General features: G+C 47.1%; 20 protein-coding genes and 1 riboswitch. Of the genes, 9 read left to right on the top strand and 11 right to left on the bottom strand.

The window, feature by feature from the left end; all coding sequences use genetic code 11:
* Nucleotides 1–53: 53 nt before the first annotated feature.
* A complete protein-coding gene (locus CLC91_RS02770; protein WP_095497422.1) occupies nucleotides 54–854 on the bottom strand; it encodes an SDR family NAD(P)-dependent oxidoreductase in 801 nt (266 codons plus the stop codon).
* 240 nt (nucleotides 855–1,094) lie between these two features.
* Between CLC91_RS02770 and CLC91_RS02765 the strand changes: the two genes are divergently transcribed.
* The 3 genes from CLC91_RS02765 to yghU all read left to right on the top strand — a co-directional run bounded on the left by CLC91_RS02765 (nucleotide 1,095) and on the right by yghU (nucleotide 4,257).
* Nucleotides 1,095–2,201 carry a BamA/TamA family outer membrane protein gene (locus CLC91_RS02765; RefSeq protein WP_233132557.1) on the top strand — a complete coding sequence of 369 codons (1,107 nt, stop codon included), beginning with the start codon at nucleotides 1,095–1,097 and terminating at the stop codon, nucleotides 2,199–2,201.
* A 199-nt stretch (nucleotides 2,202–2,400) separates the two neighbouring features.
* A complete protein-coding gene (focA, locus tag CLC91_RS02760) occupies nucleotides 2,401–3,297 on the top strand; it encodes a formate transporter FocA (RefSeq protein WP_095497420.1) in 897 nt (298 codons plus the stop codon).
* Nucleotides 3,298–3,420: 123 nt separating this feature from the next.
* Nucleotides 3,421–4,257: a glutathione-dependent disulfide-bond oxidoreductase gene (gene yghU, locus CLC91_RS02755; protein WP_095497419.1), complete on the top strand. Its 837-nt coding sequence runs from the start codon at nucleotides 3,421–3,423 to the stop codon at nucleotides 4,255–4,257.
* Between the two features lie 76 nt (nucleotides 4,258–4,333).
* On the opposite strand, the gene CLC91_RS02750 is transcribed toward yghU, so the two are convergent.
* The 6 genes from CLC91_RS02750 to CLC91_RS02725 all read right to left on the bottom strand — a co-directional run bounded on the left by CLC91_RS02750 (nucleotide 4,334) and on the right by CLC91_RS02725 (nucleotide 12,181).
* The gene (locus CLC91_RS02750; protein ID WP_095497418.1) at nucleotides 4,334–5,590 is read right to left on the bottom strand and encodes a Kelch repeat-containing protein; all 1,257 of its coding nucleotides are present in this window, start codon (nucleotides 5,588–5,590) and stop codon (nucleotides 4,334–4,336) included.
* 191 nt (nucleotides 5,591–5,781) lie between these two features.
* The gene (locus tag CLC91_RS02745) at nucleotides 5,782–8,481 is read right to left on the bottom strand and encodes a PKD domain-containing protein (protein ID WP_095499956.1); all 2,700 of its coding nucleotides are present in this window, start codon (nucleotides 8,479–8,481) and stop codon (nucleotides 5,782–5,784) included.
* Between the two features lie 147 nt (nucleotides 8,482–8,628).
* Nucleotides 8,629–8,826, bottom strand: coding sequence for a DUF2061 domain-containing protein (locus CLC91_RS02740; RefSeq protein ID WP_198950896.1), 198 nt, complete (start codon nucleotides 8,824–8,826; stop codon nucleotides 8,629–8,631).
* Nucleotides 8,827–9,256: 430 nt separating this feature from the next.
* Entirely contained in the window at nucleotides 9,257–10,621 is a 1,365-nt protein-coding gene (locus tag CLC91_RS02735) for a TrkH family potassium uptake protein (RefSeq protein WP_095497415.1), read from the bottom strand.
* Nucleotides 10,622–10,624: 3 nt separating this feature from the next.
* Complete coding sequence (locus CLC91_RS02730; RefSeq protein ID WP_095497414.1) at nucleotides 10,625–11,278, bottom strand: potassium channel family protein; 654 nt, start codon at nucleotides 11,276–11,278, stop codon at nucleotides 10,625–10,627.
* A 165-nt stretch (nucleotides 11,279–11,443) separates the two neighbouring features.
* Nucleotides 11,444–12,181 (bottom strand): class I SAM-dependent methyltransferase, encoded by a 738-nt coding sequence (locus CLC91_RS02725; protein WP_095499955.1) that lies wholly within the window; start codon nucleotides 12,179–12,181, stop codon nucleotides 11,444–11,446.
* Nucleotides 12,182–12,438: 257 nt separating this feature from the next.
* Between CLC91_RS02725 and CLC91_RS02720 the strand changes: the two genes are divergently transcribed.
* The 5 genes from CLC91_RS02720 to glpK all read left to right on the top strand — a co-directional run bounded on the left by CLC91_RS02720 (nucleotide 12,439) and on the right by glpK (nucleotide 20,177).
* Nucleotides 12,439–12,999, top strand: a complete 561-nt coding sequence (locus CLC91_RS02720; protein WP_095497412.1) for a VC2662 family protein — start codon at nucleotides 12,439–12,441, stop codon at nucleotides 12,997–12,999.
* 121 nt (nucleotides 13,000–13,120) lie between these two features.
* Nucleotides 13,121–13,198: riboswitch (cyclic di-GMP riboswitch) on the top strand.
* Between the two features lie 168 nt (nucleotides 13,199–13,366).
* The gene (locus CLC91_RS02715) at nucleotides 13,367–15,085 is read left to right on the top strand and encodes a type I secretion system permease/ATPase (protein ID WP_143812001.1); all 1,719 of its coding nucleotides are present in this window, start codon (nucleotides 13,367–13,369) and stop codon (nucleotides 15,083–15,085) included.
* Nucleotides 15,082–16,386: an HlyD family type I secretion periplasmic adaptor subunit gene (locus tag CLC91_RS02710; RefSeq protein ID WP_095499953.1), complete on the top strand. Its 1,305-nt coding sequence runs from the start codon at nucleotides 15,082–15,084 to the stop codon at nucleotides 16,384–16,386. The genes CLC91_RS02715 and CLC91_RS02710 overlap by 4 nt, the downstream gene beginning before the upstream one ends.
* 49 nt (nucleotides 16,387–16,435) lie before the next feature.
* Nucleotides 16,436–18,577 (top strand): calcium-binding protein, encoded by a 2,142-nt coding sequence (locus CLC91_RS15155; RefSeq protein WP_095499952.1) that lies wholly within the window; start codon nucleotides 16,436–16,438, stop codon nucleotides 18,575–18,577.
* A 100-nt stretch (nucleotides 18,578–18,677) separates the two neighbouring features.
* A complete protein-coding gene (glpK, locus tag CLC91_RS02700; protein WP_095499951.1) occupies nucleotides 18,678–20,177 on the top strand; it encodes a glycerol kinase GlpK in 1,500 nt (499 codons plus the stop codon).
* Between the two features lie 73 nt (nucleotides 20,178–20,250).
* Here glpK and CLC91_RS02695 read toward each other — a convergent pair whose 3' ends face one another.
* The 3 genes from CLC91_RS02695 to CLC91_RS02685 all read right to left on the bottom strand — a co-directional run bounded on the left by CLC91_RS02695 (nucleotide 20,251) and on the right by CLC91_RS02685 (nucleotide 21,770).
* A complete protein-coding gene (locus CLC91_RS02695) occupies nucleotides 20,251–20,445 on the bottom strand; it encodes a DUF1059 domain-containing protein (RefSeq protein ID WP_095497407.1) in 195 nt (64 codons plus the stop codon).
* Nucleotides 20,446–20,514: 69 nt separating this feature from the next.
* Complete coding sequence (locus CLC91_RS02690) at nucleotides 20,515–20,856, bottom strand: hypothetical protein (protein ID WP_095499950.1); 342 nt, start codon at nucleotides 20,854–20,856, stop codon at nucleotides 20,515–20,517.
* Between the two features lie 128 nt (nucleotides 20,857–20,984).
* Nucleotides 20,985–21,770, bottom strand: a complete 786-nt coding sequence (locus CLC91_RS02685) for a hypothetical protein (RefSeq protein WP_095499949.1) — start codon at nucleotides 21,768–21,770, stop codon at nucleotides 20,985–20,987.
* Nucleotides 21,771–21,919: 149 nt separating this feature from the next.
* On the opposite strand from CLC91_RS02685, the gene CLC91_RS02680 reads away from it, so the two are divergent.
* A complete protein-coding gene (locus CLC91_RS02680) occupies nucleotides 21,920–22,405 on the top strand; it encodes a Fur family transcriptional regulator (RefSeq protein WP_095499948.1) in 486 nt (161 codons plus the stop codon).
* A gap of 19 nt (nucleotides 22,406–22,424) precedes the next feature.
* Here CLC91_RS02680 and CLC91_RS02675 read toward each other — a convergent pair whose 3' ends face one another.
* Nucleotides 22,425–24,536, bottom strand: coding sequence for a TonB-dependent siderophore receptor (locus tag CLC91_RS02675; RefSeq protein ID WP_095500025.1), 2,112 nt, complete (start codon nucleotides 24,534–24,536; stop codon nucleotides 22,425–22,427).
* Nucleotides 24,537–24,603: the final 67 nt, after the last annotated feature.

Below are 24,603 nucleotides of genomic sequence, written 5' to 3'. Positions count from 1 at the left end.
TTGTTTGCTCGGTTTTGGTGAGTTAACGGTTGCTGTTTAGGCAACCGTTTTTATTAGTGACGTTGGATAATACTCTCTATCGCAGCCACCACGGCGTTGCATTTATCGTCGCTAAGACTATCGGGATGGGCATTGGCAAAGCGACCGCTGTCGTTGTCGAAATACAAACCATGTGCAGATGCAAACTCTTCGGATGTGGCCGCTTTTACTAAGATATCAGCCCCCACATTCATGTCACCGCCGGCAATACCAAAATTCTCCTTAACCATTTTACTTCCAAGTAAAGAGCCAGGATTGACCGAAACCAGCATGTGCGATTGTTGTTCATGCTCTGGCGCTATGGCTCGAGTCCACATAGTCAGTGCCAGCTTACTTTGCGCATACGCTTCTCCTGCAGACAAAGCACGCTCTCCGTTAAGAGCGGCCAAATCCACCGGCGCTTGCGCCGCAGATGACAAATTAATAACACGGCAACCAGGATTCATAATGGGCTGTAGGCGTTCGGTCAAAATATAAGGTGCCACGGTATTAACCGCAAAGCGTACATCCAAACCATCGACCGTTGTGGTGTCGCCGCCAGAGTAGATACCGGCATTATTAATTAACACATCCAATTCACCGTGCAACATAGAGACTTGGTCCGCAAGACGCATGGTTTCACCAATAGAGGACAAATCCGCATTATAGCCAAGCACAGGCTTGCCAAACTTGTCACTAAGCTGCAGTTTAACTTGTTCAAGCTTGCTGGGATTACGACCATGAACAATCACCTTGTGCCCAAGCTCTAGCAGTTTGCTTGCGGTTAACAGTCCGATTCCATCCGTTGACCCGGTGATCAATATCATCTTTGTCATGCTCTAAAGCCTCACTTGCTCATTGGTTTGGTTAAAAGGGGAGCTAATCATTTACTAAATTAACATGCTGCAGGTCAATATAACGCCTAATTTTGCAATGTACATCACTATTTTTAGGTCAAATGTGGCTTGTTATCGGTATACTGTGTTTTCAATGTCTTAATTAAACGCTACCAATCGGTGGCAAAAACAAAGGAATGCACTGATTTGAAGCCTCGGAAAGGAATCACAATTTCATTATTGAGTGTTGCATTTTTTAGCGCCTCAACAACTGCCAGCATTATGGAACAGTTGAAAGATCCCCTCGATGGCCGCTTTGATGCCAGCGAATGGATCCTTGAAAACGCGGTTGGCTTTATGCCGGTCCCCATTATTATTACCGAACCGGCGGTTGGCGTTGGCGGCGGTGCCGCATTGCTGTTCTTTCATGAAACCGAAGCTCAACGCCAGTGGCGAAAAGACAACCCCAACCAGGTGAATCCCGAGTTACCAGCGGTTACGGGGGTGGTTGCTGCTGCGACCGAAAACGGCAGTAAATTGGGCGGACTGTTTCACTCCAACAGCTGGAAAGATGACAGTTTACGCTACCTTGGTGCGTTATTTGGCGCCGATTTAAATCTCAAATTTTACCCCATAGAAAACGGCCCTGCTTTCGGCTTTAACATCAAAGGCGAATATCTATTGCAAGAATTAGAATATCGACTTGGACAAAGCAACGTGTTCTTAGGTGCCGGCTATTCCTTAATGCAATCTGAGGTGGATTTTGGGCTCGTCACCAACCTACCGGATCTCGGGTTACCGGCGCTAAACAGCAAAGACGGTGCCCTTAATATCAAGATAACCTACGATTCACTGGACAATCGTTTCAGTGCCAGTTCCGGTATCAAAGCCGGAATTAGCGCTAAATTCCACCATGAAAATTTGGGTGGCGACTATCAATACCAAGATTACCACGCCTACGTAAATGCCTATCAGCCGATTAACTCGAAATGGACCATAGCACTGAGAGGCGATGGTAAATACATTACCGATGGCTCTCCTTTTTATGCCCGTCCCTTCGTAGACTTGCGTGGCATATCGGCAATGCGTTATCAAGGTGATCGAGTGGTGCTCGCAGAAGCGGAGCTGCGTCATCACTTGGACAGCCGCTGGACAGTACTGGGTTTCGTAGGCAGTGGTCAGGCAGATAACTTCAATAACTCGGTAGCTGACTCCAGTTGGCAAACCGCATTTGGCGGTGGTTTCCGTTATTTGGTGGCGCGCCAACTTGGCTTAACCAGTGGTATTGATATTGCTCGAGGACCTAATGAAACCGCCTTTTATATTCAAACCGGCGGTGCCTGGTAAGCATCACATATCACGCCAGCCTGGTTTTGACGCCCTCAACAGTTGAGCCGGATATTGAAGCCAGCTCAAAAAATTGACAATCGAGTTGTGAAATATCGGTTTCAATTTTGCAAGCCGTTTAATGGCTGGTTATGCTTGTGTCCCTACATAGGTATATTAGAAGTACCTTAATGCGGGTTTATATAGTAAGAGGATCCCCATGCATAGCCGTCCTGAAGAGCAATCCGCTCCTCATTCCCCAAAGCTCATGATGCAGCGTGCTGAATTGTTCGCGTTGAATAAAACCACTAAAAGCATCGCTAATACGGTTTACTTGGCTATGATGGCTGGCGTGTTTATTGGGCTGGCGTTTGTCTTTTATGTCACTGTGGTAACGGGCAGCGATAGCAGTTGGGGCATAACCCGTCTAGTGGGAGGCCTTGCCTTCAGTACAGGGCTAATTCTCACTGTACTTTGTGGCGCTGAGCTCTTCACCAGTACCGTTTTGTCCATTATCGCTTGGGCTAATAAACAGCTGGCCACGAACAAGATGCTTAAGCTTTGGGGGCTTGTTTATGCCGGTAACTTTCTTGGAGCGGTGCTTTTAGCAGTGCTTATCATGGGTGCTGGAATGCACCAACTTGACCACGGCCAGTGGGGACTGAGTGCCCTACAACTTGCCCAACACAAGATACACCACTCCTTTCTACAGGCATTCTGCCTTGGGGTGCTGTGTAACCTTTTGGTTTGCTTAGCGGTTTGGTTGACGTTTAGCACTACCAACGCCTTATCTAAAGCCTTATTGGTGGTTCTACCGGTCGCTCTATTTGTGAGTAGCGGATTTGAGCACTGCGTCGCCAACATGTTTATGGTGCCGCTGGCAATTATGATTCACTCAGGTGCCCCCGACGCATTTTGGCTGCAAATAGGGGTGGATGCCAGTCAATTTGCCGATCTCACCTGGGCGAACTTTATTAGCGCTAATCTGATTCCGGTCACCTTAGGTAACATCGTTGGTGGGGCCTTGTTGGTAGGATTGTATAACTGGAACATATACTCTAAGCCGCTCCCGAAGGTGGATCTGAAAAAGAAAGTGACTGTTGAAAAGAAAGACTGAAAAACCAGACAGCAATTGTTAGAGATTATTTTTCGAAACTAAAAATCCGAAACCGCTTGTTGTGCGTATCCTTAGCCTGTAAAACTAACTTCAATTAAACAGAGCTTAGTAAGGAACTCATACATGACCGATAATTATGTACCACCTAAAGTTTGGACGTGGGACTCTGCAAGCGGCGGTAAATTTGCCAGCATCAACCGCCCCATTTCTGGCGCGACTCACGAAAAAGACCTCCCCATAGGCAAGCACCCGTTACAGCTATATTCGTTAGCAACCCCCAATGGCGTTAAGGTCACCATTTTGCTTGAAGAATTGTTAGCTGCAGGTGTTAAGGAAGCCGAATACGACGCGTGGATAATCAACATTACCGAGGGTGAACAGTTCTCATCCGGGTTTGTTGAGGTTAATCCAAACTCTAAGATTCCCGCATTGGCTGATCACTCTCAAAAACCGGCTAACCGAGTGTTTGAATCCGGAGCAATTATGCTTTATTTGGCGGAAAAATTTGGCAAATTTATTCCCAAAGATGCGGCCTTACGAGCAGAGTGCCTATCGTGGTTGTTCTGGCAAATTGGTAGCGGCCCATTTGTTGGGGGCGGGTTTGGCCACTTTTACGCTTATGCTCCCGAGAAATTCGAATACCCAATTAATCGCTACGCGATGGAAACCAAGCGCTTGCTGGATGTATTGGATAAACATTTGGCTGATTTCGACTTCCTCTGTGGTAGTGAATATACCATTGCCGACATGGCCAATTACGCTTGGTTCGGTGCCTTAGTTGAAGGCCGCCTGTACGAAGCCGCTAAGTTCTTGGATGTTGCCAGCTACACCAATGTGCAGCGCTGGGCCAAAGAAATCAGCGCTCGTCAAGCCGTTCAACGTGGCCTGCGAGTAAATAAAGTATGGGGCGAGGAAAGCGAACAGCTGGCTGAGCGTCATGACGCCAGCGATTTAGATTAGCCCGCGGTTATCCACAAGGGACGTACCCCAACGGTATTTGCCGTAAGGGTACGTCCCTATCATAGTTTACTAACCACTACTGTGGCGGTTGAAAACGCCAAACGTCATTATCCACTCGCTGTACATTAATGTCTGCCGGTAAGTTAAAACGCTCTCTATCACCGCCAAAGCTATACACGACTTGTTTTAAGCCCCAACGTCCTTCCCGCACTACAAGTGCGTCAAAGTCGTATTTAACGTCGTTCAGCCCAAATGGATTGGTTGGCGATGGTGCAGGGTTAGGATCGACGTTCCAAGGAGCGTCGCTCACTTGTTGCCAGTTAGCGCCATTTCGGCTGACCCAAACGTCACTTGGGTTTTGCAATAAGCCGAAACCGCCAAAACACATTAGGTTGCCATATACCGCAACACATTGATGCCCTGGTCTCGCCGGCCATGCAGCTGACGCTGTCATTTGCTGCCAGTCTTTGCCATTTTTAGAACGCCACACGTCGTTAAAATAAGGCGGTGTGCAAAACGGCAACGGCTCACAGGTAAATCCATCTTCTCCGCCAATCATGTACAAATAGCCGCCCTTACTCACTAAAACGCCACCGGCGCGAGCAGCCCAAGGGGCGTTATCGGTTACCTGTTTCCAATCGCGACCGTTATAGGACTTCCACACGTCGTTGAAATACTCTCGAGGCTGAGGACCCGCTACTACCGCCGAGTCATCATTTCGCGAACCACCTGCCACGTATAACGCGCCGCGATGCACAGCCGCCGACAAACCGGCCCGCTCAGTCCAGCCTGCGTTTGCGGTAAGTTGCTTCCAGTTAACACCGTCGCGACTCGACCATACGTCGTTAAAGAAATCTGATTGAGATACGAAAGGCGGACACTCGGGCACAAAAGGCGGGCAATTATTAGGGATCACTTTAAAGTTTTGTCCACCAAGAATGTACATGCGACTGCCCCGCTGTAATGCTTGGAAATAAGCTCTCGCAGGCCAGTGCTGACTGTCGTCGGTTTCTAAAATCTGCCGCCAACTCACGCCTTTATCGGTACTTTTCCAAACATCGCCGTGTATGATGCTGTCACCGAATATTGCCGATTCCACCGGGGTACGTCCCCCCATAAGGTAAAACGCACCGCGTTTTTCCACCACTTGCAACCCTGCTCGGGCTTGCCAATCTGCAGCTAAGGTCTGAGGTTGCCAAATCCAATCTTGAAAAACCGAGGCCGGTGTAAACCACCATTGCTGAGCTGCAAACTGATAATAACTTTTGGCCATGGTTGCGGGTATTAGCGTCATATACAAGCAAACGCACAGTAACAAATATTTTAGTTTCATTAGTTGTCCCTTGTTAATCATGAATAAAAGCTTGCGGTATTAATCGGCAAGACGCGCTGTTATTCATAATGGAAAGATATTTAGAAGCCTAGTCAATCATTTAAGGGTTTGCAGGCAATTTTGTTGTGGCGAATAAAAAAGCCGCCTCGAAAGGCGACTTTGATTACTGATGACTTGCTAACCCGATTGAACTAAGGGGTTGGCGAGCCAAACAAATGGGTTAATACCGAATTTGGATCACCCGTAACTCGAGTGACGCCGGTTTCCTTTAGAAACTGTTCTGTCGGCGGCCTTTGTTTATCCGCTGCTGTTTCTGGTCTACACGCGGTTTCAATGCCGTATTTGTTACACCAGAACTTAGGGATATTGCCCGCTTCTCGGCCAAGGATAATCTGCACAAAGTACGGAATATTGTTCGGTAAGAAGGTGGTTTGCTCATCATTACCCAAGTGCAAATAACCAAATGAGTGGGTCAACTCGTGGAAGACCAGTGGCGCAAATCCATTAATTTCACTGTTGGCACTCACCATGTTCTCTTCCACCGCCAGGTTAAGGCCTATGACACCGTAAGCGAAACCGGTTCTATCGGAGGACAGTACAAAGCTAAAGTCTTTTTCGGTTTCTATGTACTGATTGACATAACTCTTAAACTGGGCAAATGAGCCGGGGAAGGCAACACCCGGGAATGCCGGCGAACTGGCGTCAATCGCAAATTTTTGGTCGAGCAAGTTAGCGTGGCGGTCAAACGATTGCTGGAACTCTTGGGTGTTGGCACCAAACACAATACGACCGTACATTTTCTTAAAGCGAGTTTTAGTCGCTTCGCTCCAATTAGTCGGGTTATTAAAGCGTCCCGCAATTGGGTCGGTCGGCGCTTTAAACCAGCTGTCTTTTAGCTCAGGGACGTTCTTAAACAATCTATCGTTATTATTTAGAACAAAATCCACCTCTTGCGGATGATTTTGAGCAAGGTAGGCGGCATCGGCAGCATCTAACCCCAGCCCCATGAGCTGCTGCTGTTTAGAAGGCGCATTAACCGGTGCTTTTGCACCAATCACTACCGTATCGGGAGCGCTATCCACTTGGCCGTCGTTTACCACTAACTCGATAACATATTGCCCTTCCACATCCGGGGTAAAGTCAAACGCATTAGCGGTACTGGTCACTGTGGCGGTACTGCTATTAGGCTTAGATTTTAGCGACCATTGATAAGTGAGAGTATCGCCATCGGCATCGGTACTGGCGCTGGCAATATGAACCGCGCTGCCGGTCACTACGTTTAGCTTATCATCTCCGGCATTCGCAACCGGCTGGGTATTGGTGTTTACTGGGTTGACGCTCACCACCATTTGCGTGGAGTCCGATAGCTCTCCGTCAGAGACCGTCAATTTAACCTTATAATCCCCGGGAACATCGCCCACAAAGGTCACCGATGATAAGTTAACGTAAGACGCTTTTGGATTGGCTGGCGGATTATCTGCAAAGGTAGCGCTACTGCCGGAAGGTTTACTTACAAAACTCCAGCTAAAGGTAATAGGTTGCGCATCGGGATCAGAACTTCGAGTACCATCGAGTACCACTGTCATGCCTTGCGCTATGCTAAAGTTTACCGGCACAACCGCTGATGGCGGATTATTCACCATAGCCGGTGGATTGGCGGCAATGTTAATGGTAGCAGTGCTGTGCGCACTGTCTTTCTGGCCATCATTAACGATAAGTTCCACAACATACTGACCGGCGACATCCGGTATAAAGGATACTGCTGGGTCGTTTGGTAACACCGAGTTTAAAGCACTGCCCGCCGGCGGCCTTAAATGCCAACTGTAGCTTAGCGCATCGCCATCAGGGTCACTGCTTGCAGAGCCGTCCAGTTGAATCGGGTTTGCACCAAGCGGAGCGTTTGCCGGCGCACTAATTTGAGCGACTGGCGCGTGATCCATGTCCTTAGCGAGAATCGACACTTGATCAGCGGTACTATCGACCGTGCCATCATTAACCACCAGCTCAAACACATATACACCCGCAACATCTGGGGTAAAGGTAGGAACGATGCCCGTGGCACTGCTAATAGTTGCGATGGAGCCATCTGGAGCACTTATTTCAGACCATTGGTAGGTTAAATTATCCATGGAGTCAGGATCGTTACTCGCCGAGGCGTCGAGTTGCGCAACTTGTCCTACTAACACATTAATGTCGCTACCCGCGTGCGCGATAGGTGCCGAGTTAGTATCAGCCATTGCCACAGAAGCGACGATTTCAGCTCGGGCGGAATCGCCAGCACTGTCGCTCACCGTGAGCTCGAATGAATAGGCGCCGGCGACATCAGGTACAAAGCTCGCAGTCATTTGGTCGGCGTTTTGAATGGCAGATTGACTGTTGTCCGGCTTATTATCTACAACCCACTGATAGCTTAAACTAGCACTGCGGCTAGCGTCTGTAGAGTGGCTGCCGTCAAGCACAATGGCTTCACCCACTTTGACACTTTGATTAGTGCCAGCGGAGGCAAAAATACCCGTCACTCGTATTTCCACAACGTCTGGTAAGCTATCCAGACCGTCTTCCTTGACTAGTAGCTCTACCACATAAACACCAGGCTTATCGGCTTTGAAACTTGCCATTTGCATGTCAGCATCTTGAATTTGAACATCGCTGCCATCCGGTTGCGTTAACACTCTCCAATCGTAAATTAAAGTCTGCTCCCCATCGCTACTGTTACTTGCTGAGCCGTCCAGCATGATGGTGTCTTTAATATAATACTGAGCGTCATCACCAGCATTCGCCGTGGGTATCCCTAGCTCTTCTTTTACATCGTCACTATTACAGCCAACGGCTAAGCTCATTAAGACAAACATTGCTGCCGCTTTAGCCTTGCGAGATATTTCAATATTCATAGCTACTCCATTTAACCGCTTCTGAACTTGAATTCAGCCTTTATCTTGAGAGATAAACCACCGAAGCTTGTCTCTCAATACTCGGTGTAACGACCTTCTCTGTCAACAATCTATCTACAGAACATTTACAGCTTAGCTACAACCCAATTAACTCGGTTGCACGGCGTGTGCGTGTTTTTGATGGAACCTCTCCCAAATCTTTTCATGAAAGAAATACCCCACACTGTTTATCGCAGGTTCGATCAGGGCCACGGCTCCCCCAACCATAATGTCGCCGGTCATTAAATAAACAACACCAAAAGCAATCGTGAAATGCATCATAGTGAAAGTAAGTGATTTAGCCATAAGCGTATCCTCAATGTTTGCCTTACTCAAATAATAATGATTATCATTTGCATGTAAAGGCAAATTAATCGATCCCGAGCTTTAGCATTTTAGAACTTAGCTGTTAATTGGGGGGGGGACGTACCCCAGCATATTGGCTAAAAGCTGAGGGGACGTACCCCTGTGGATAAATTGGACGCAAAAAAAATGGCCTCAACAAGTGAGGCCTAAAAAATCTAATTCACATTAGCAAGGGAGATTGGGTGGGTGACCAACTCGTCACCCGATGAATTTAGTTTCTCTTAGACTCGTAAAGTTTGATGTGTGAAGACCCAACCCGTATGTGTGTAATTAGCGTGAATAGGAGCGAGGGGACGTACCCCTGTGGATAACCGGGGTACGTCCCCAATGCGGTTGGGGTACGTCCCCAATGCGGTTGCAGCCGTTGCCACTAACCTATGGTTAGGCGGGTTTCTGGGTGGCGCAGTTTTTTGCTTCGTGGCGATGCTAAGAAGTACGCTAATGTGAGCGGTCCAAGGCGGCCAATAAACATCAGTGCAATGATGATGAATTCACCTATGCTGGACAGTTCAGAGGTTAATCCACGAGACAAGCCCACGGTTCCGAACGCTGATACCGCTTCAAATACAACATCGATAAATGGCGCGTCCTCGCTAAGCAGTAAGGCGAACATCGCCATCCAAGTTGCGCCCACTGAGATCATGGTCAACGCCAAGGCTTTTGAAACCGTTTCACGTGCAATTTCGCGATTAAATAAGGTAATGGCTTTATCTCGTCGCAAATAACTGTAGGTCGCCAAAATTAACACTATGAAGGTAACCACTTTAATACCACTGGCGGTACTCACCGAGCCGCCACCAATAAACATCAACAACATCATGATGGCGGTAGTCGCATCTTCAAGGTGCTCGATTGAGAGGGTATTAAATCCGGCGGTTCGAGGCGTCACGGCTTGAAACCAGGAAGCCAGCCATTTACTGCCTTCTGATAGGGGGCCAAGCGTATGAGGGTTATTGTGCTCTATGAGATAAATTGCCAACAACGCAACCACGTTAATGATCATCGTACCCAGTATCATTGCTTTACTGTAGGGCGTTAGGCCACTCCATGAACGGTTCTTAGTAACATCGATCCAAACCGTAAAGCCGAGCCCACCAAGAATAAACAAGCCTGATATAGTCAACGACACAACCGGATCGGAAACATAACCCATTAGATTGTTAGGCGATAATGAGAAACCTGCATTATTAAAAGCACTGATGGTATAAAAGAAAGCATGGAACAGCCCGGTTTCCCATCCCAATGGTTTTATCCAATACAGTGACAGTATTAAAAAACCAATAAACTCAATCACCAACGAGTAAATCATTACTGACTTAGCCACACTGAGCAGCGTAGAAGTATCGGTGTGGTTGAACGCTTCTTTCGCCACCACCCGTTGCAGCAGGCCAATCTTTCGCCCAAGCGACAACAAGGTCACGACTGCAAAGGTCATTAAGCCAAACCCACCGCACTGGATTAAAATCGCAATTACCGATTTACCAAAAATGGTGAAACTGGTGCCGGTATCCACCACCGATAAGCCCGTCACCGTCACCGCAGACGTGGCTGTGAACAGCGCCTGCTCCCAACCAATATCAATCTCTGTGGCAAAGGGTAACTTAAGCAGAAGTGTGCCCGTGACAATCAAGAACAAAAAACTGAACGCCAAAATAGCAGGCGGCGCAGCATTAATCTTAAAGCCGGTACCAACTTTACGTTCTAAGCGAGCTTGATGAGGATGCCACAAAGTCATGGATTAGCTTAACCGCGGCGCTATTCGAGTTAACGCGCTGCGCTTACCGCTCAGCAACAACCGATCGTTGGTTTGAAGAACAAAATCCAACTCTAAGTTTCTTAGAATTTCACCATCTCGTTTAACCAGCAGCGGCTCAATAATTTGTTGATTGTCGTCACACACCTCGGCCAAGGTGCGCCCTTCTAAACGGGTTTTCACAATAATTTGGACAACGTAGAAGCCATCTCCAAGCCCAATAAAATCGGTAACCATCGGGTAGTTAAGCGCTTGAGCCACCCGCGCTCCCATGTCTTCCTCTGGGTGAATGATTCGGGCCACTCCGAGCTTAGAAACGATGGTATGATGAGCTCTGGTATTGGCTTTTACCCAAATATCTTTTAGACCTAAGGTTTTAAGCGCTAAGGTACAAAGAAGGCTGGCTTGCATGTCTTCGCCAATGGCCACCAACACCGTATCCGAACCGGTCAAACCCAACTCCATAAGTGCGTTTTCATCGGTCGCATCGCACACCACCACTTGCGTTAAGTGATTAACATACTTATCAGCTACTTTTGGATCATTATCCACCCCAGTAACTGTATGCCCTAAGTGAATCAACTCTTGAGCAGCCGCTAATCCAAATCGTCCAAGTCCGATAATGGTAAAATGAGACACCGCGCCCTCCAACTACTAAAAAGACAGTAAAATCGATAAGTTAATAGCAATGCTATGCCATACCATTACCACATGGTATGGCACAATCCCAATGAAATGTGTGAGTTTTTACTCAGCAAGGGTGACGCGGCATGGCCCAAACCGAGTAAAATCCGCTCTTAAAAACTAGCGCTTCTTGATGATAAACATTTGGTAGCCAAACTGGTGCAATTGGCTTTTATAAAGCTCAACTTCAGTGGCTATGTCAGCCAACGCTTGCGAATTCGGCATGCTCGGTCGCAGCGCATTAACTCGCTCATCAAGCGGTAGATAATAATTTTTCCAAGCTTGTTCACTTAAGGTGAAGTGATCAACAAGCTCATAGCCTGCCTGTTCAATCTGTTGCAGACGCGTTGTTATTGACGTCATATCTGCGTATTCATTTTTCCAGAAGGCGACCACGTCATCGCTGGGCTCATCGGTTAGCCACACCAAATCGCTGAACACCATCAAACCATTGGAGGTTAATAGTCGGCGCCATTGTGTTAAAGCGTTTGCAACCCCCATGATATACGCTGAACCTTCTGACCAAATGAGATCGGCGCTGTCATCATCGAACGGCAACTCCGTCATACTGGCGCATACGGGTTTTATTTGGTGCGCATAACCATGTTCATTAGCAAGTTCCGCCAGCTTTTCTATGGCCGAAGGCTCATTGTCGACCGCCGTTATTTCGGCATTGGTTTGAGCGGCTAACTCGAGTGTGGCTAACCCTTTGCCACTGCCGATTTCGATGATTTTGCTCGGCTCAACAGGTAGCATGTTAAGCGCTTTAAGCGTTTCATCTGCACTACCCGGCCCCCAGCGTATTAAGGTTTCAAAAACCTTCATGAAATCGTTCATATACGGATCATTGTCATTCATATTGCGAACATACCTCTACAAAAAACTAAGACAGAACCAAAGAACTGGTTAAAACTGTATCGATTGAACTAATGTTATTCCTAAATTTACAAAAAAACCGCGCCAAAACGTCAACAGCTCCCTAATAAAGTGTGACATAACGCGCTTTTCAGCATAAAGTAGCGATTAGCGCAACATTGAAACCCAGCCAGCGCTGTTGGCTGCGTATCCAGCGGTTTTGTTTTACTCTCAATAAAGTTAAATAAAGGATGATATTAATGAAAAAAGCACTACCTATGCTAGCTCTTGCTGCAGCAATAGCCTCCCCCGTAGCGTTGGCGGATTCAACACCTGTTATGTTTTCTTCAGTGAATGGCTTTAACGCCCCCGACGCTGACCGAGTAGGAGGCGTTCGATTGGCCGCCTTACACGGTAAAGTTAACGAAGTTAATGGCTTAGATATCGCCGTAATCGGTATGTCAGAAACCAATCGCACCAAAGGGGTAAACATTGGCTTTTTTGGCGCGAATAAAGTTAACCAAGAGTTCGTCGGTGCCTCATTTGGCCTGTTTAACTGGCATACCGGCTTAACTAAAGGTGCGAATATTGGCGCGGTTAACATTGCCAATGACGTTCATGGTGCCAACGTAAGTTGGGTGAACTACTCAAAAGGCCACACCATGGTTGATGTAGGTGCGGTAAGCATCTCTGAAACCTCAGATGTGCAAGTGGGTATTTTTAACAAAACAAAGAAAATCGACAAGTTCCAAATCGGCATTATTAACTGTGCTGACAATGGTTTCTTCCCGTGTTTCCCTATTATCAACTTTGCTAAATAGTTAGTCTTTACAAGTAATTATTTTTGCCATTTCAAATAAAGGAGCACTATCGCTCCTTTATTTTTTACATAAATTTGACACATTAATAAGCATCTACTAATTTAGCCATTTCAAAAAGAAGTACCACTTAAGGCATACTCACTGTGAAGTGGGGGCGCAAAGTGACAGTACAAGTATACTTGTAGGCTGCATTGCTGAGTGATTAACCGTAAGAGCGAGTTTAGGTTAAGCGCACGACTCAAGAATGTAGCCATGTTATGAGCCCCGCCCTGCCCATTCTCCCTCTACTATAAAAAATAACTATGTATTAGCGATTCAAATACAGTGGCTCCCACTGGATGTTATTTGAATATTTGGGAAAAAATTTTTGAATAACAATGATACCGGCGCATCTGTAACAAGGACGCTTGTCAACTGGTTGATTTCGATTGCTCAACGCAAAGAAATCGAACTGATTTTAATATTTTCGATTGCTATCAATGCGCTGCATCTGGTGATACCTATATTTACCTTGCAGTTGTTTGATCGCGTATTAATGTCGGAAAGCATCGACACCTTAATATGGCTGACTTGCATCGCGTTGTTTTTACTGGTTATGCAAGCAAGTCTCGACTGGATACGCTCGCAGTTGATGCTGAGAAAAGCGTTAGCCTATGAAGCAAAACACAACGCAAGCGCCTTCAGCAATGCCATAAACGATACCATCAGCAAGCGAAAAAGCAGCGCACAAGCCATTAACGACGTATCTCAAGTCCGAGATGTGCTCGCTTCACCGAGTATTTTTGGCCTATTCGACGCCCCCTTTTCACCACTGTTTTTATTCGTTCTGTATTTATTGCACCCAATGCTGGGGCTCTACGCGTCCATTTCCGCGTTGCTACTAATGGCTCTGGCTGAGCTCACCCGACGAAAAACCAAGCAACTGGAGCAGTCGACTAAGCCGGCGAACCAAACCTTTAATAACTTAACTCAAGACTGGATTAACAGCGCCGATATCGTGCAAACTTCTGGATTTACTTCGGTGCTCGCCAACAAGTGGCAACAAGAGCGAAGCGGCATCGCGTCAACCACTGGTTACTTTCAAAGCCGTATCCGCAGCCTCGCATCCCTTTCAAAGTTCACTCGTTTTGTTTTGCAAACCGGCTTACTCGTGGTGTGTATTATTCTCGTACTTAATAATCAAATTAGCGCGGGAGTGCTGATTGCCGCGTCGATGCTAATGGCTCGAGTGCTAGCCCCCATCGACCAAGCGATTAATCATTGGAGCCATTGGAAACAGGGCCGCCAAGCCCACCAGCGCGTCACCAATCGCGCAATTCAAGTCTCTGAATCTCCGTTGCCACTGCCGCCATTGAGCGGCGAAATCCAAGCACTTGATGTGGTACTTAACCCGACCCCATCCATGCCACCACTTATTAACAAGTCCAGCTTTCACATAAAGCCTGGCGAAATTGTCGGCATTATTGGTGAAACCGGCAGCGGCAAAACGGAGTTAGCGAAAGCCCTCATAGGTTTAACCTCTATCAGTGAAGGTGAAATCACTCTCGATAATGCCTGCATTAATCAATGGGCTAACAAGCCACTCGGTCAACAAATTGGCTATTTACCTCAAGATGCCTGTCTTCTCGCAGGAACCGTCACTCAGAATATTTGTCGTTTCGATGGCTTTGATGATGCTAAGCACGTTGTTGAAGCGGCGAAGTGCGCTGACGCTCACAACATGATTCTCAGTTTGCCACAAGGTTATCAAACCGTGGTTGGCGATGTTGGCCATACGCTCTCAAAAGGGCAACAACAAAAAATTGCGTTAGCTCGCACCCTATACAAGGCACCTAAATTGTTGGTTTTAGATGAACCTGATAATGGCTTGGATCATAAAGGCTTAATAAAGCTCTACCAATTGCTTGAACGAAATCGGGTTAATAAAACCACCATGATTATTGTCTCCCACAAGGGTTCCATACTCAGTAAAACTGATAGCGTATTGGCCATACAAGCTGATCGAAGCGTTATCAAACGTTCGACCGCTCAATACCTAAATACGGACCGTTTGACCAAACCGTCAGTTGGAGGAAGCGCTTCATGAAGGAACAAGCAACAACTGCCAAGCCATTTAGTTTAAATCCTCTTCCGTGGCTGCTTCTTGGCCTATTCATCTTTATTTTTGGCTTCGTCGGTAGCCTGACTTGGGCTGCTTTAGCGCCGTTAGCATCAGCCTCCGTCGCTCCTGGTAAGCTGGTTACAGAAATAGATACCCAGGCGGTACAGCACCAAAACGGCGGAGTGGTAAACAACATATTGGTGGAGAATGGTACTCAGGTAGAAAAAGGTGAAGTGCTATTAACCTTGTCTGATCCGGTATTAAATAGCCAGTTACTGCAGCTGAAAACCGTAGAGTTTGCCTTGCAAGCTAAACTTTCTCGGATTCACGCACAGCTCTCTGAGCGCTCGATTCAATGGAACCAACTGCCTGATAATTTGACCTTAGCACAGCAAAACACACTCAAAGGCGAGCAAGAGCTGCTTGAGCAGATCCGCAATGCTCACAAGCAAACCTTAACCTCTTATGAGCAACAAATAAACCAAGTTAGCAACGACATGGACAGCTACCAGTCTTGGGTTGTGAGTGACGATAATTCACTGGCTTTGCTAAGAGAGCAAATTAAAGCGACCGAGTTCTTACTTCAAAAAGGATACGCCTCAAAAGTCGATCATCTCGAACTGCAACGGCATGAATCCAGTTTGTCTGGCCGATTAGCGGAGCATAAAGCCAACATACTAAGAGCGACCAATAAAATCAGTGAGTTAACTGCTAATATTAACGCAGAAAAAACCTTGTATAGGCAAAAAGCACAGGAACAAAAACACCAAGCAATCCAAGAGCTGGATGGTGTAACTAAGCAAATTGAAGCCTTAACCGTACTCACCGATAGAATTGAGATCAAAGCACCGGTGACCGGCTCGGTGATTAATCTAAATGTTCACACTAAAGGCGGAGTGATTTCCCCTGGTAGCGTCATTATGGAAATCGTCCCCAACCAATCGCGCATTATCGCGCAAGTAAACATTAACCCTAAAGACATCGAATCTGTGCACATCGGCTTAACTGCCAAGGTGCGCTTACTTTCTTATAGCTTTAGGAAAGTGCCAGCAATTAGCGGTGAGCTGATCAACCTATCCGCCGACAGCATAGTCGATCCTAATACGGGCCAAGGTTATTACCAAGGTGAAGTGGTTCTAAACAGCAATGAACTCAAACGCGCCGGAGTCCAGCTTATTCCAGGTATGCCAGTACAAACGCAAATTGTACTGGAGCCTAGAACCGTATTTGACTATTTACTCTCGCCTATTACTCATAGTCTCGAACGAGGTATGAAAGAAGTGTAATACAGCGACACTCTATTGATTTATCACAAAAAAAGCGAGGAACTTGAAAATGGCTGAAGAAACTATCGTGGGGACCAGTGACGCTGATCTTGTTGCCACTACCGATGCCGATACACACGTAAAGGGAAAGCAAGGGGATGACGTTATTGACGGCGGCTCTGGCAATGATGTGCTAGAAGGCAATCGTGGCGACGACGTTATCGATGGCGGCAGTGGTGATGACCTCTTATTTGGTGGGGTTGGCAATGACACGCTTACCGGTGGTGAAGGTGATGACACCTTTGCAATGCGCATCACGCATGGCGGCATTAATACCATCACTGACTTCGAGGTTGGCGGTGATGCGTTGCAATTTTTATTGGATCGCAAGCACTTTTTACTGGCCAACGACCTAACCAAAAACGACAACCAGGAAGCCCGTGTCGACGACAAACTGGATAGCAAAGTAGACCGCCTTGATGACCGTTTTTTGGGTGAGTCATTAGGATTAGATGACGATGCATCAGGTCTTGAAAAAGCCGACGCTTTTGTGGTGGCCGCCGTTGAAAATAAGCTGGATATAAGCGTTGATGGCGACGACTTAGTGTTAACCTTTTTCGCCGACGTAGGCAACGGTAACAAAGGCACCACCATTAACCTAACAGGCTTAGCGACGGATGAACATATCGCTCGAATTTTAAATAGTGGCGACGATGAGGCCACTAAGAAAGCGGCCATCGTTGAAATGCTCACTAAGGGCTACTTACACGGCACGAGTGATGATGACGTCATCAACGGCAGTGAAGACGACGATGTGTTTATTAGCAGCGATGGTCATGACCACTTTCACGGTGGCGACGGCATGGATACCGCCATGTTCACTGGCTCAGTGCTCGAATATAACTTCCAAAGCTATAAAGGCTTACGCGTGATCGATACCGTAGACGGTCGAGACGGCATAAGCGAGTTACACGATGTCGAAAAGGTAACGTTCAATGATGGTACCTTTGTGCTCAAAAAAGGCCATAACGCCTACGACAAGCTGGTGGCCGATGATGGCGTTGATACCTTGTTAGTCGGTCTGCATGGCAGCGACGACATTTATGGCGGTACCGGTAACGATGTGTTGTTTGGCGACAATGGCGTTAATTTCCACTACAAAGGTGGCGATGATTACCTTGACGGTGGTGCCGGTAATGACATTTTAATTGGTGGCGCCGGTAACGACACTCTAAAAGGTGGTGAAGGTGAAGATACCGCGGTATTTAGCGGCTCAGTCTTCAATTATGCGTTCCAAACCTATCAAGGCATTCGCGTCACCGATCAAATCGGTAAAGATGGCGTCGATGAGCTGTTTGATATTGAATACGTCACCTTTGACGAGGGAACCTACTTACTTAAACGCGGCCACAATGCCGGCGATGTAATGACTGCTGAAGATGGTGTGGACACCATGCTCGTTGGTATGCATGGCGATGACACCCTCACCGGTGGAACCGGAAATGATGTACTCATTGGCGACAATGGCGCTAACTTTACCTACAACCCCGGAAACGACACACTCGACGGTGGTGCAGGTAACGACATCATGATAGCCGGTGCCGGCGATGACATGATCTACGCGGACCAAAAAGCGCCCGCTCATTTAGCAGTCAATGCCGAAAGTGACATCATTGACGGTGGCGATGGCGTTGATGAGCTGACATACAACGATACCTATTTAAATGCTGACTCTTTGAACGTATCTGTGGTCGATGGCAACACCTTTGAGGTTAACACCATGGACGGCGACACGGTTACCTCAACGGATGTGGTGGCCAACGTTGAAATTCTAAACGGTACCCGAGGCGATGACGTCATCGACTTCAGTGGCCTTGGCCATGGTATGACCTACAACGACAAATGGACCGGTGCCGGCAATGATATGGTTACCGGAACCGACTTCAACGACACCATCAATCTTATGCATGGTGACGATACCGTTTACGCCAGTGGCGGCCAAGATTATTACAACGGCGGCGGTGGTGACGACACCTTAGTGTTTGATGCGGGTACTGAAATTGTCGTCGAAGTGCACGGCCCGGCTTACAAAGGTGAATACAAAGTCAGTGTGGTGGGTAGTGATGACTATACCATCGTCAAGGACGTTGAGTTTATTCAAGTTGGCGATGAAACCGAGTCACTTGAAGAACTGCTTGGCGACGCAGCTTAGTTAACGCTGTTCTTTGAAAGAATGCCATCTAAATCCGTTTAGGTGGCATTTTTTATGGCAAAATAACCTCAAAACCACAGCTAATCAGTTGAAAAGTGCCATGACATCAGCTCAATACATCATAGCCTTAGATCAAGGCACCACCAGCTCTCGTTCGGTGTTGTTTGACAGTAACGCTCAAATTGTAGACGTCACTCAAAAGGAGTTTAGTCAATATTACCCACAATCCGGCTGGGTTGAGCACGATCCGATGGAAATCTTAAACAGTCAGCTTAGCACCTTGCACAGGCTCATAACCCGCCACGGACTCACCACTGACAACATCGCCAGCCTTGGCATTACCAATCAACGAGAAACCACCATTGTTTGGCACAAAGACACGGGCAAGCCCATTTATAATGCCATTGTTTGGCAGTGTCGCCGCACCAGTGATTTGTGCGAACAACTCAAGCAAGAAGGCTGGCATGACCCAATTCAACAATCCACGGGGCTGATACTGGACCCGTATTTTTCGGCGACTAAGGTGGCTTGGATATTAGATAACGTTGACGGCGCTCGCGCGCTAGCTGAACAAGGTAAGCTATTGTTTGGAACTGTCGATACTTGGCTGATTTGGCATCTCACCCAAGGTAAGGTTCACGCTACGGATTTCACCAATGCCTCCCGCACCATGATGTTTAACATTAATACCCTTGAGTGGGATGATAAAATCCTTAAGCGCCTTAATATTCCAAAATCTATGCTGCCCCAAGTACAGGATTCCGCCAGTTATTTCGGGCGAGCTATTCTCGATACCGACACCCCAATGCAGTTAGCCATTAGCGGCGTTGCTGGCGATCAGCAAGCGGCCTTGTTTGGTCATCAGTGCGTATCCGCTGGGCAAACCAAGAACACCTACGGCACCGGCTGCTTTTTGCTAATGAATACCGGCCAAGAACGGGTTAACTCGAGTCACGGCTTGCTTACCACGCTGGCCATTAACGCCCAAGGTAAGCCTTGCTACGCGCTCGAAGGTGCGGTGTTTATGGCGGGCGCCTCCATTCAATGGCTGAGAGATGAGCTTAGGTTGCTGTCGGAAGCGAAAGACTCAGAGTACTTTGCCAATAAAGTGGACTCTTCTAATGGTGTTTATGTGGTGCCGGCCTTCACCGGTTTGGGCGCGCCCTACTGGAACCCATACGCTCGAGGTACCATTGTAGGTTTAAGCCGAGGCACCAGTGCCGAGCACATTGTCCGAGCAACTTTAGAAAGCATAGCCTATCAAACCTGTGATGTGATTAACGCCATGCAGGCCGATGCCAATATAACTTTGCAGGAACTCAAAGTTGATGGCGGCGCTGCAAGCAACAACTTTCTCATGCAATTTCAAGCAGACGTGCTCAACACTCAGGTTTTAAGACCACAAATGACCGAAGTCACCGCCATCGGCGCTGCATTTCTGAGTGGGCTAGCAAGCGGATTTTGGAATGAGCTAAGCAATTTAAAGCCATCATCAAGCGCCGATGACTGCTTTACCCCAGACGGCAATAACGACAAACGACACACTCGCTACCAAGGTTGGCAGCGAGCGATCAAGGCCGCCCAAGCTTGGTCTGAGTAGCCCTTTCACCGGCGCGCACTGAACACAAAAAAACGCTCGAATCTGGATTCGAGCGTTTCAAGTCAGAGAATGATTACAACGGCGGAGTTCCTTGCTTAAATTCCGACATTATGGTGTCTCTAAATTCTTGCGTATCTTCGTATCCATGGACTTTAGTGCCATGCTCAACAACCGCAGCAAGCAATTCTTCCTTTGAATCTGCGCTTAACGCCACTGAACACTTAACGTCACCTGGGTAATCCCGACAATCGATGTAATAACGACTCATGATCAACCTCCTGGCCTGTTTGAGCATTTTTGCTCAACCATTAAGTATAGCTCAGCATTGCCAGCTTTATTAATGGCGCTCCATGCAGCTTTTATGCACTTCTTTTAAGATGTAATCTTTGTCGATGACAACGCCGCCCGCTCGCTGCCCAGCTACTCGATAAATATAGCTCGTGGTGTATTGCAAAAAGGTTTGATCGGAGCCATCAAACGAAGACTCGAAGACCTTATGAAGCGCATCTTCTTGGGACAGACCCTGAGCGCGTAAGTCATAAATAAGCTCTGATTTGGCCGTTAGTGCATCGCAGTTTTCTGCTTTATGGGCAAGGCTGGCTTTCAAGGCCGTCATGGCGACATAGCTTAGCGCTAATAATACGGCGATTGCGATGAGTATTTTTACTGGTTTTGTCATAACGTGTTCTATTAGTGTTCTATTAGTATTAGCAGTGATTAGCCGGTTATTGTCGTATGTTTTCGCTTGTTTTCCCAATCGCAATTCAGAAACTTTGCGCAAGCATCAAGTTTGGCGATTATATCCAATCAGTTGATCAACGAAAAATCATGGCTGTAAGACAACACCAGCTTTTTATCCGTACCGTAGTCATTGTCTGAATAAATCGCCAGTAGCGACAACGAATCTCGCTTGGTGAGCTTAAAAGCACTGCCGGCTCCCAACCAATAGCCCGAATAATCATTCGACCCTTTCGAGGCGCCAGCAAACGCCATAACGGTCACTTTTTCATGTACAGGCTTCAAAGAAAACGCGCCAATATAACCGCCAGTAGAGTTAGTCGGGTGCAGTACATAGGGATTATCGGGGTCAAAGTCAGGCTCCCACTCACCTAACGGGCGTTCACCGTCGGTATAGTTAAACCCAGCCATAGGAAATATTTGCCAACCGCCGGGCTCAAACCCAAACACAGACAAGGGTACAAAGGTACCAACACTGTAATTGTTGTAATTGGCGCCATCGTCATATTCACTTTTTCCGAAATTGAAGTTGACGATACCAAAGTCAAACAGCCAAGAGCCGCCCAATTTCCACTCCCCCGTATCAGGGTGAAAACGCATATTGACCTTCTGCGCTTCACTTAACCCTATGGAGCCAGATACCGAATAACCGCTTTTGCTGGACTGAAAGTTATGATCAATTGCGACACCTAACTTGGTGTTTATGCGGGTGGGATCTTGGCTGTCTTTCGCCTCATCGTCGTAGATGTTGGCTCGAGCATTGGAGTCCGGCTCATTGGTTTCGTCGGTGTTGGCAACGACGCTGAAGCTAGACAGCGATATTAGGGTAAAAGTGAGATAACAACGGATATTCATTACAGTCATGGTCGTAAAATTTAACGGCTATCTTACATTAGCAATGAGATATTCGCCTGAATATGGGCTTAACAACTTGGGTAAATATTTACAAAGAAGGTATGACAAGAAATAATAGTGGGCCAATCTAAAAATGACCGAATAGCACTATGTCAGCCTCTAGGCCAAACTCTAAGCGCAGCACCATTTTACGAAAAGCCGAACAACTGTGTGAGCAACATGGCGTGAAGCTAACCTTGAAAAGAAAAAACGTGTTGTGTGTTTTGCTCGATTCTACAACACCGCTATCGGCCTACGAAATCGCGAATGCTTATCAGCAAACTTACCAAGAGTCTCTAGCCCCCATGTCGGTTTACCGCATGCTTGATACCCTTGCAAGCTTGTCATTGGTGCACAAGCTGTCTTCTGAAAACAAGTACCTCGCCTGCTCTCACATCAGTTGCGACCATGCCCACCAAGTGCCACAGTTTTTGATTTGCAAGAGTTGCGGGAAGGTGGCAGAAAAAGGCATTCAAGACAGCGTTGTTCAAGCGTTACAACAAAGCATTGAACAAGCCGACTTTCAATTATTGAACTCTCAAATTGAGCTGCAGTGTTTATGCAATGAGTGCGCAAGCGCTAACCAAAACGATTAACGCTAGCACCCACAGTCGGTTAGAACTGGTATTTAACGCTTGCACTGAAGTTGATTGGCTCTCCTGGCATGGTCCAAAGCTTATGGTAAGAGCTAACGAAGTACTTTTCGTTAAACAGATTGTTCACGTCTAGCATAACGCTAAAGCGCTGAGTAACATCCATAGAAGCCGATAAATTGACCAGAGTATAAGCTGGTAAAATGTAGTCCGGATCCGTTGTTTCGCCAAGCCGATCACCCACATAGTTTACCGTTGTACCAAAGTAAGCATCCTTACCCATAATGTCGGTGTAGTGCCTTAGGGATACATGGCCCACATGCTTTGCAATGTTGATAAGGCGCGAACCTTTTGGGATTGGCACTCCCCAATCGTTATCAATCAAGTCTTTAGCCGTTTTTGCATCGGTGTAAGCGTAGGCAAATTCCAAACTGGTGTCATTGGTCAACAAGGTTGTTAGCTGAAATTCAACTCCCTGACTTTCCACTTCTCCAAGGGTTGCTGACAAGCCCGTATCAGGCTCCGCGGTGAGCATGTTGGTTTTACTGGCATCAAATAACGCCAAACTGCCAGAGAAGCGTTCGGCGATGTCTTGCCATTTAAGGCCAAGCTCAAACGACTTGGTTTTTTCAGGCTCAAACGGATTTCTATCGGAGTCGAGCCCTGGGTTTGGTCGAAAACCTTCAGCATAACTGGCGTAAGTATTGAAATTAGGGGCTAACTCGTAAACAAAACCAAAACGAGATGACACTTCAGTTTGGTCTTGCTGTTGGCGCTCATTGTCCACCTTGTTAAGAATGCTTTGCTCAAATTTATCGATACGAACACCCAGCATGAGCTTGGCTTTATCGGTAAGCTCTATCAGATCTTGCGCATAGAGCCCTAAGCCGTTTTGCTTTTCTGACGTTAGCGTTGTGGGTGACGTAGCCGGTCGTGCGAGCGTGTAGTCTGGATTGTTGGGGTCAATGGCGTAGGTAGGATCGCCAGATCCCCAAGCCGTTCTCCAAACACGATAGTCGGTATCCAGTTGGAAATTATAATAGTCCAAACCAATGAGCAGATTGTTATTAACCCCTGCTAACTCGGTTGCACCACTGAGTTCCAGTCTGGCGGAAAAGTCACTTGCCTGATAGTCACGCTCACGGCGTTGTCGAGACAGCAAATTCGGGTTGGTATAAATTAATTGGCGACCATCAGACAGCTCGGTATCGGAGGATTGCCCCTTAAAGGAAGAGTCGCGATAGGCGAGCCCAGTCAACACATGCCATTGCTGACTCAACTGATGATTTAACATCAATTGATGCCCTAATGCCTTCACTTGATGCGCTCCGTCTCGTATATCGCCATAAAATGCTGAGGTATCTACCGAGTCAAAATCGTTGTTAAGTACGTATACTCCGCGCTCTAAAGGCTTTCGTTGATCGAGTATTTCCATTTCATAGCTCATGCTGGTGGTTGCTGAAATGTTCCACAACAGCGATGGACTTAAGTGAAAACTTTCGACATCAACATGATCACGATAAGTCTCAGAATCTTCATAAAAACCGTTAATTCGATACGCGACATCATCAGTCAGTCCTTTGGTATGGTCGAATTCAATTTGCTTCTTATTAAAATTACCGAACGTGCCTTGAACATAACCTTTTTCGTCAAACTCAGGCTTTTTGGTGATGATGTTAATGGTACCGCCGGGCTCCCCTTGCCCGTATAAAGCCGAGCCTGGCCCTTTCATTACTTCGATGGTTTCAATGTTAGCGGTATTACGATTGCCATTGTAACCGCGGGAGTTAAATCCATTAACCAAATAGCCGGTTGGGTTGTTCTCGTCACCAGAAAAACCGCGTATGGCAAAACTGTCAAACAGTCCACCGGAGTTATTTTGACGCACAATACTTGGGGAGAAATCTAACGCCTCCATAAAGCGAGTAATGCCTTCGCTTTGCAACGTATCTGCGTTAATGCGATCCAGTGCTTGCGGGGTTTCAATCAAGGGCACGTTGCCTCGGTAAGGCTGCCATTGACGCTTAACTTCAATGCGTTCGATGTCGTTATTTACTTCATCTTCCGCCGCTTGGGCTTGCGCCATAGCGCCGCTTGAAATAACGATAAACGAGTATAAAAAGTGTTTTTTCACAGCGTGACTCAATGTCTGTTCTACTAATAATCGCGCAATGTTATAACATAACATTTTATAAGGCCAG

Source organism: Paraferrimonas haliotis (assembly GCF_002282895.1).
Classification (GTDB): domain Bacteria; phylum Pseudomonadota; class Gammaproteobacteria; order Enterobacterales; family Shewanellaceae; genus Paraferrimonas; species Paraferrimonas haliotis.
Note: the sequence above shows the minus strand (reverse complement) of the source record. Positions and strands in the feature narration are given on the sequence as shown.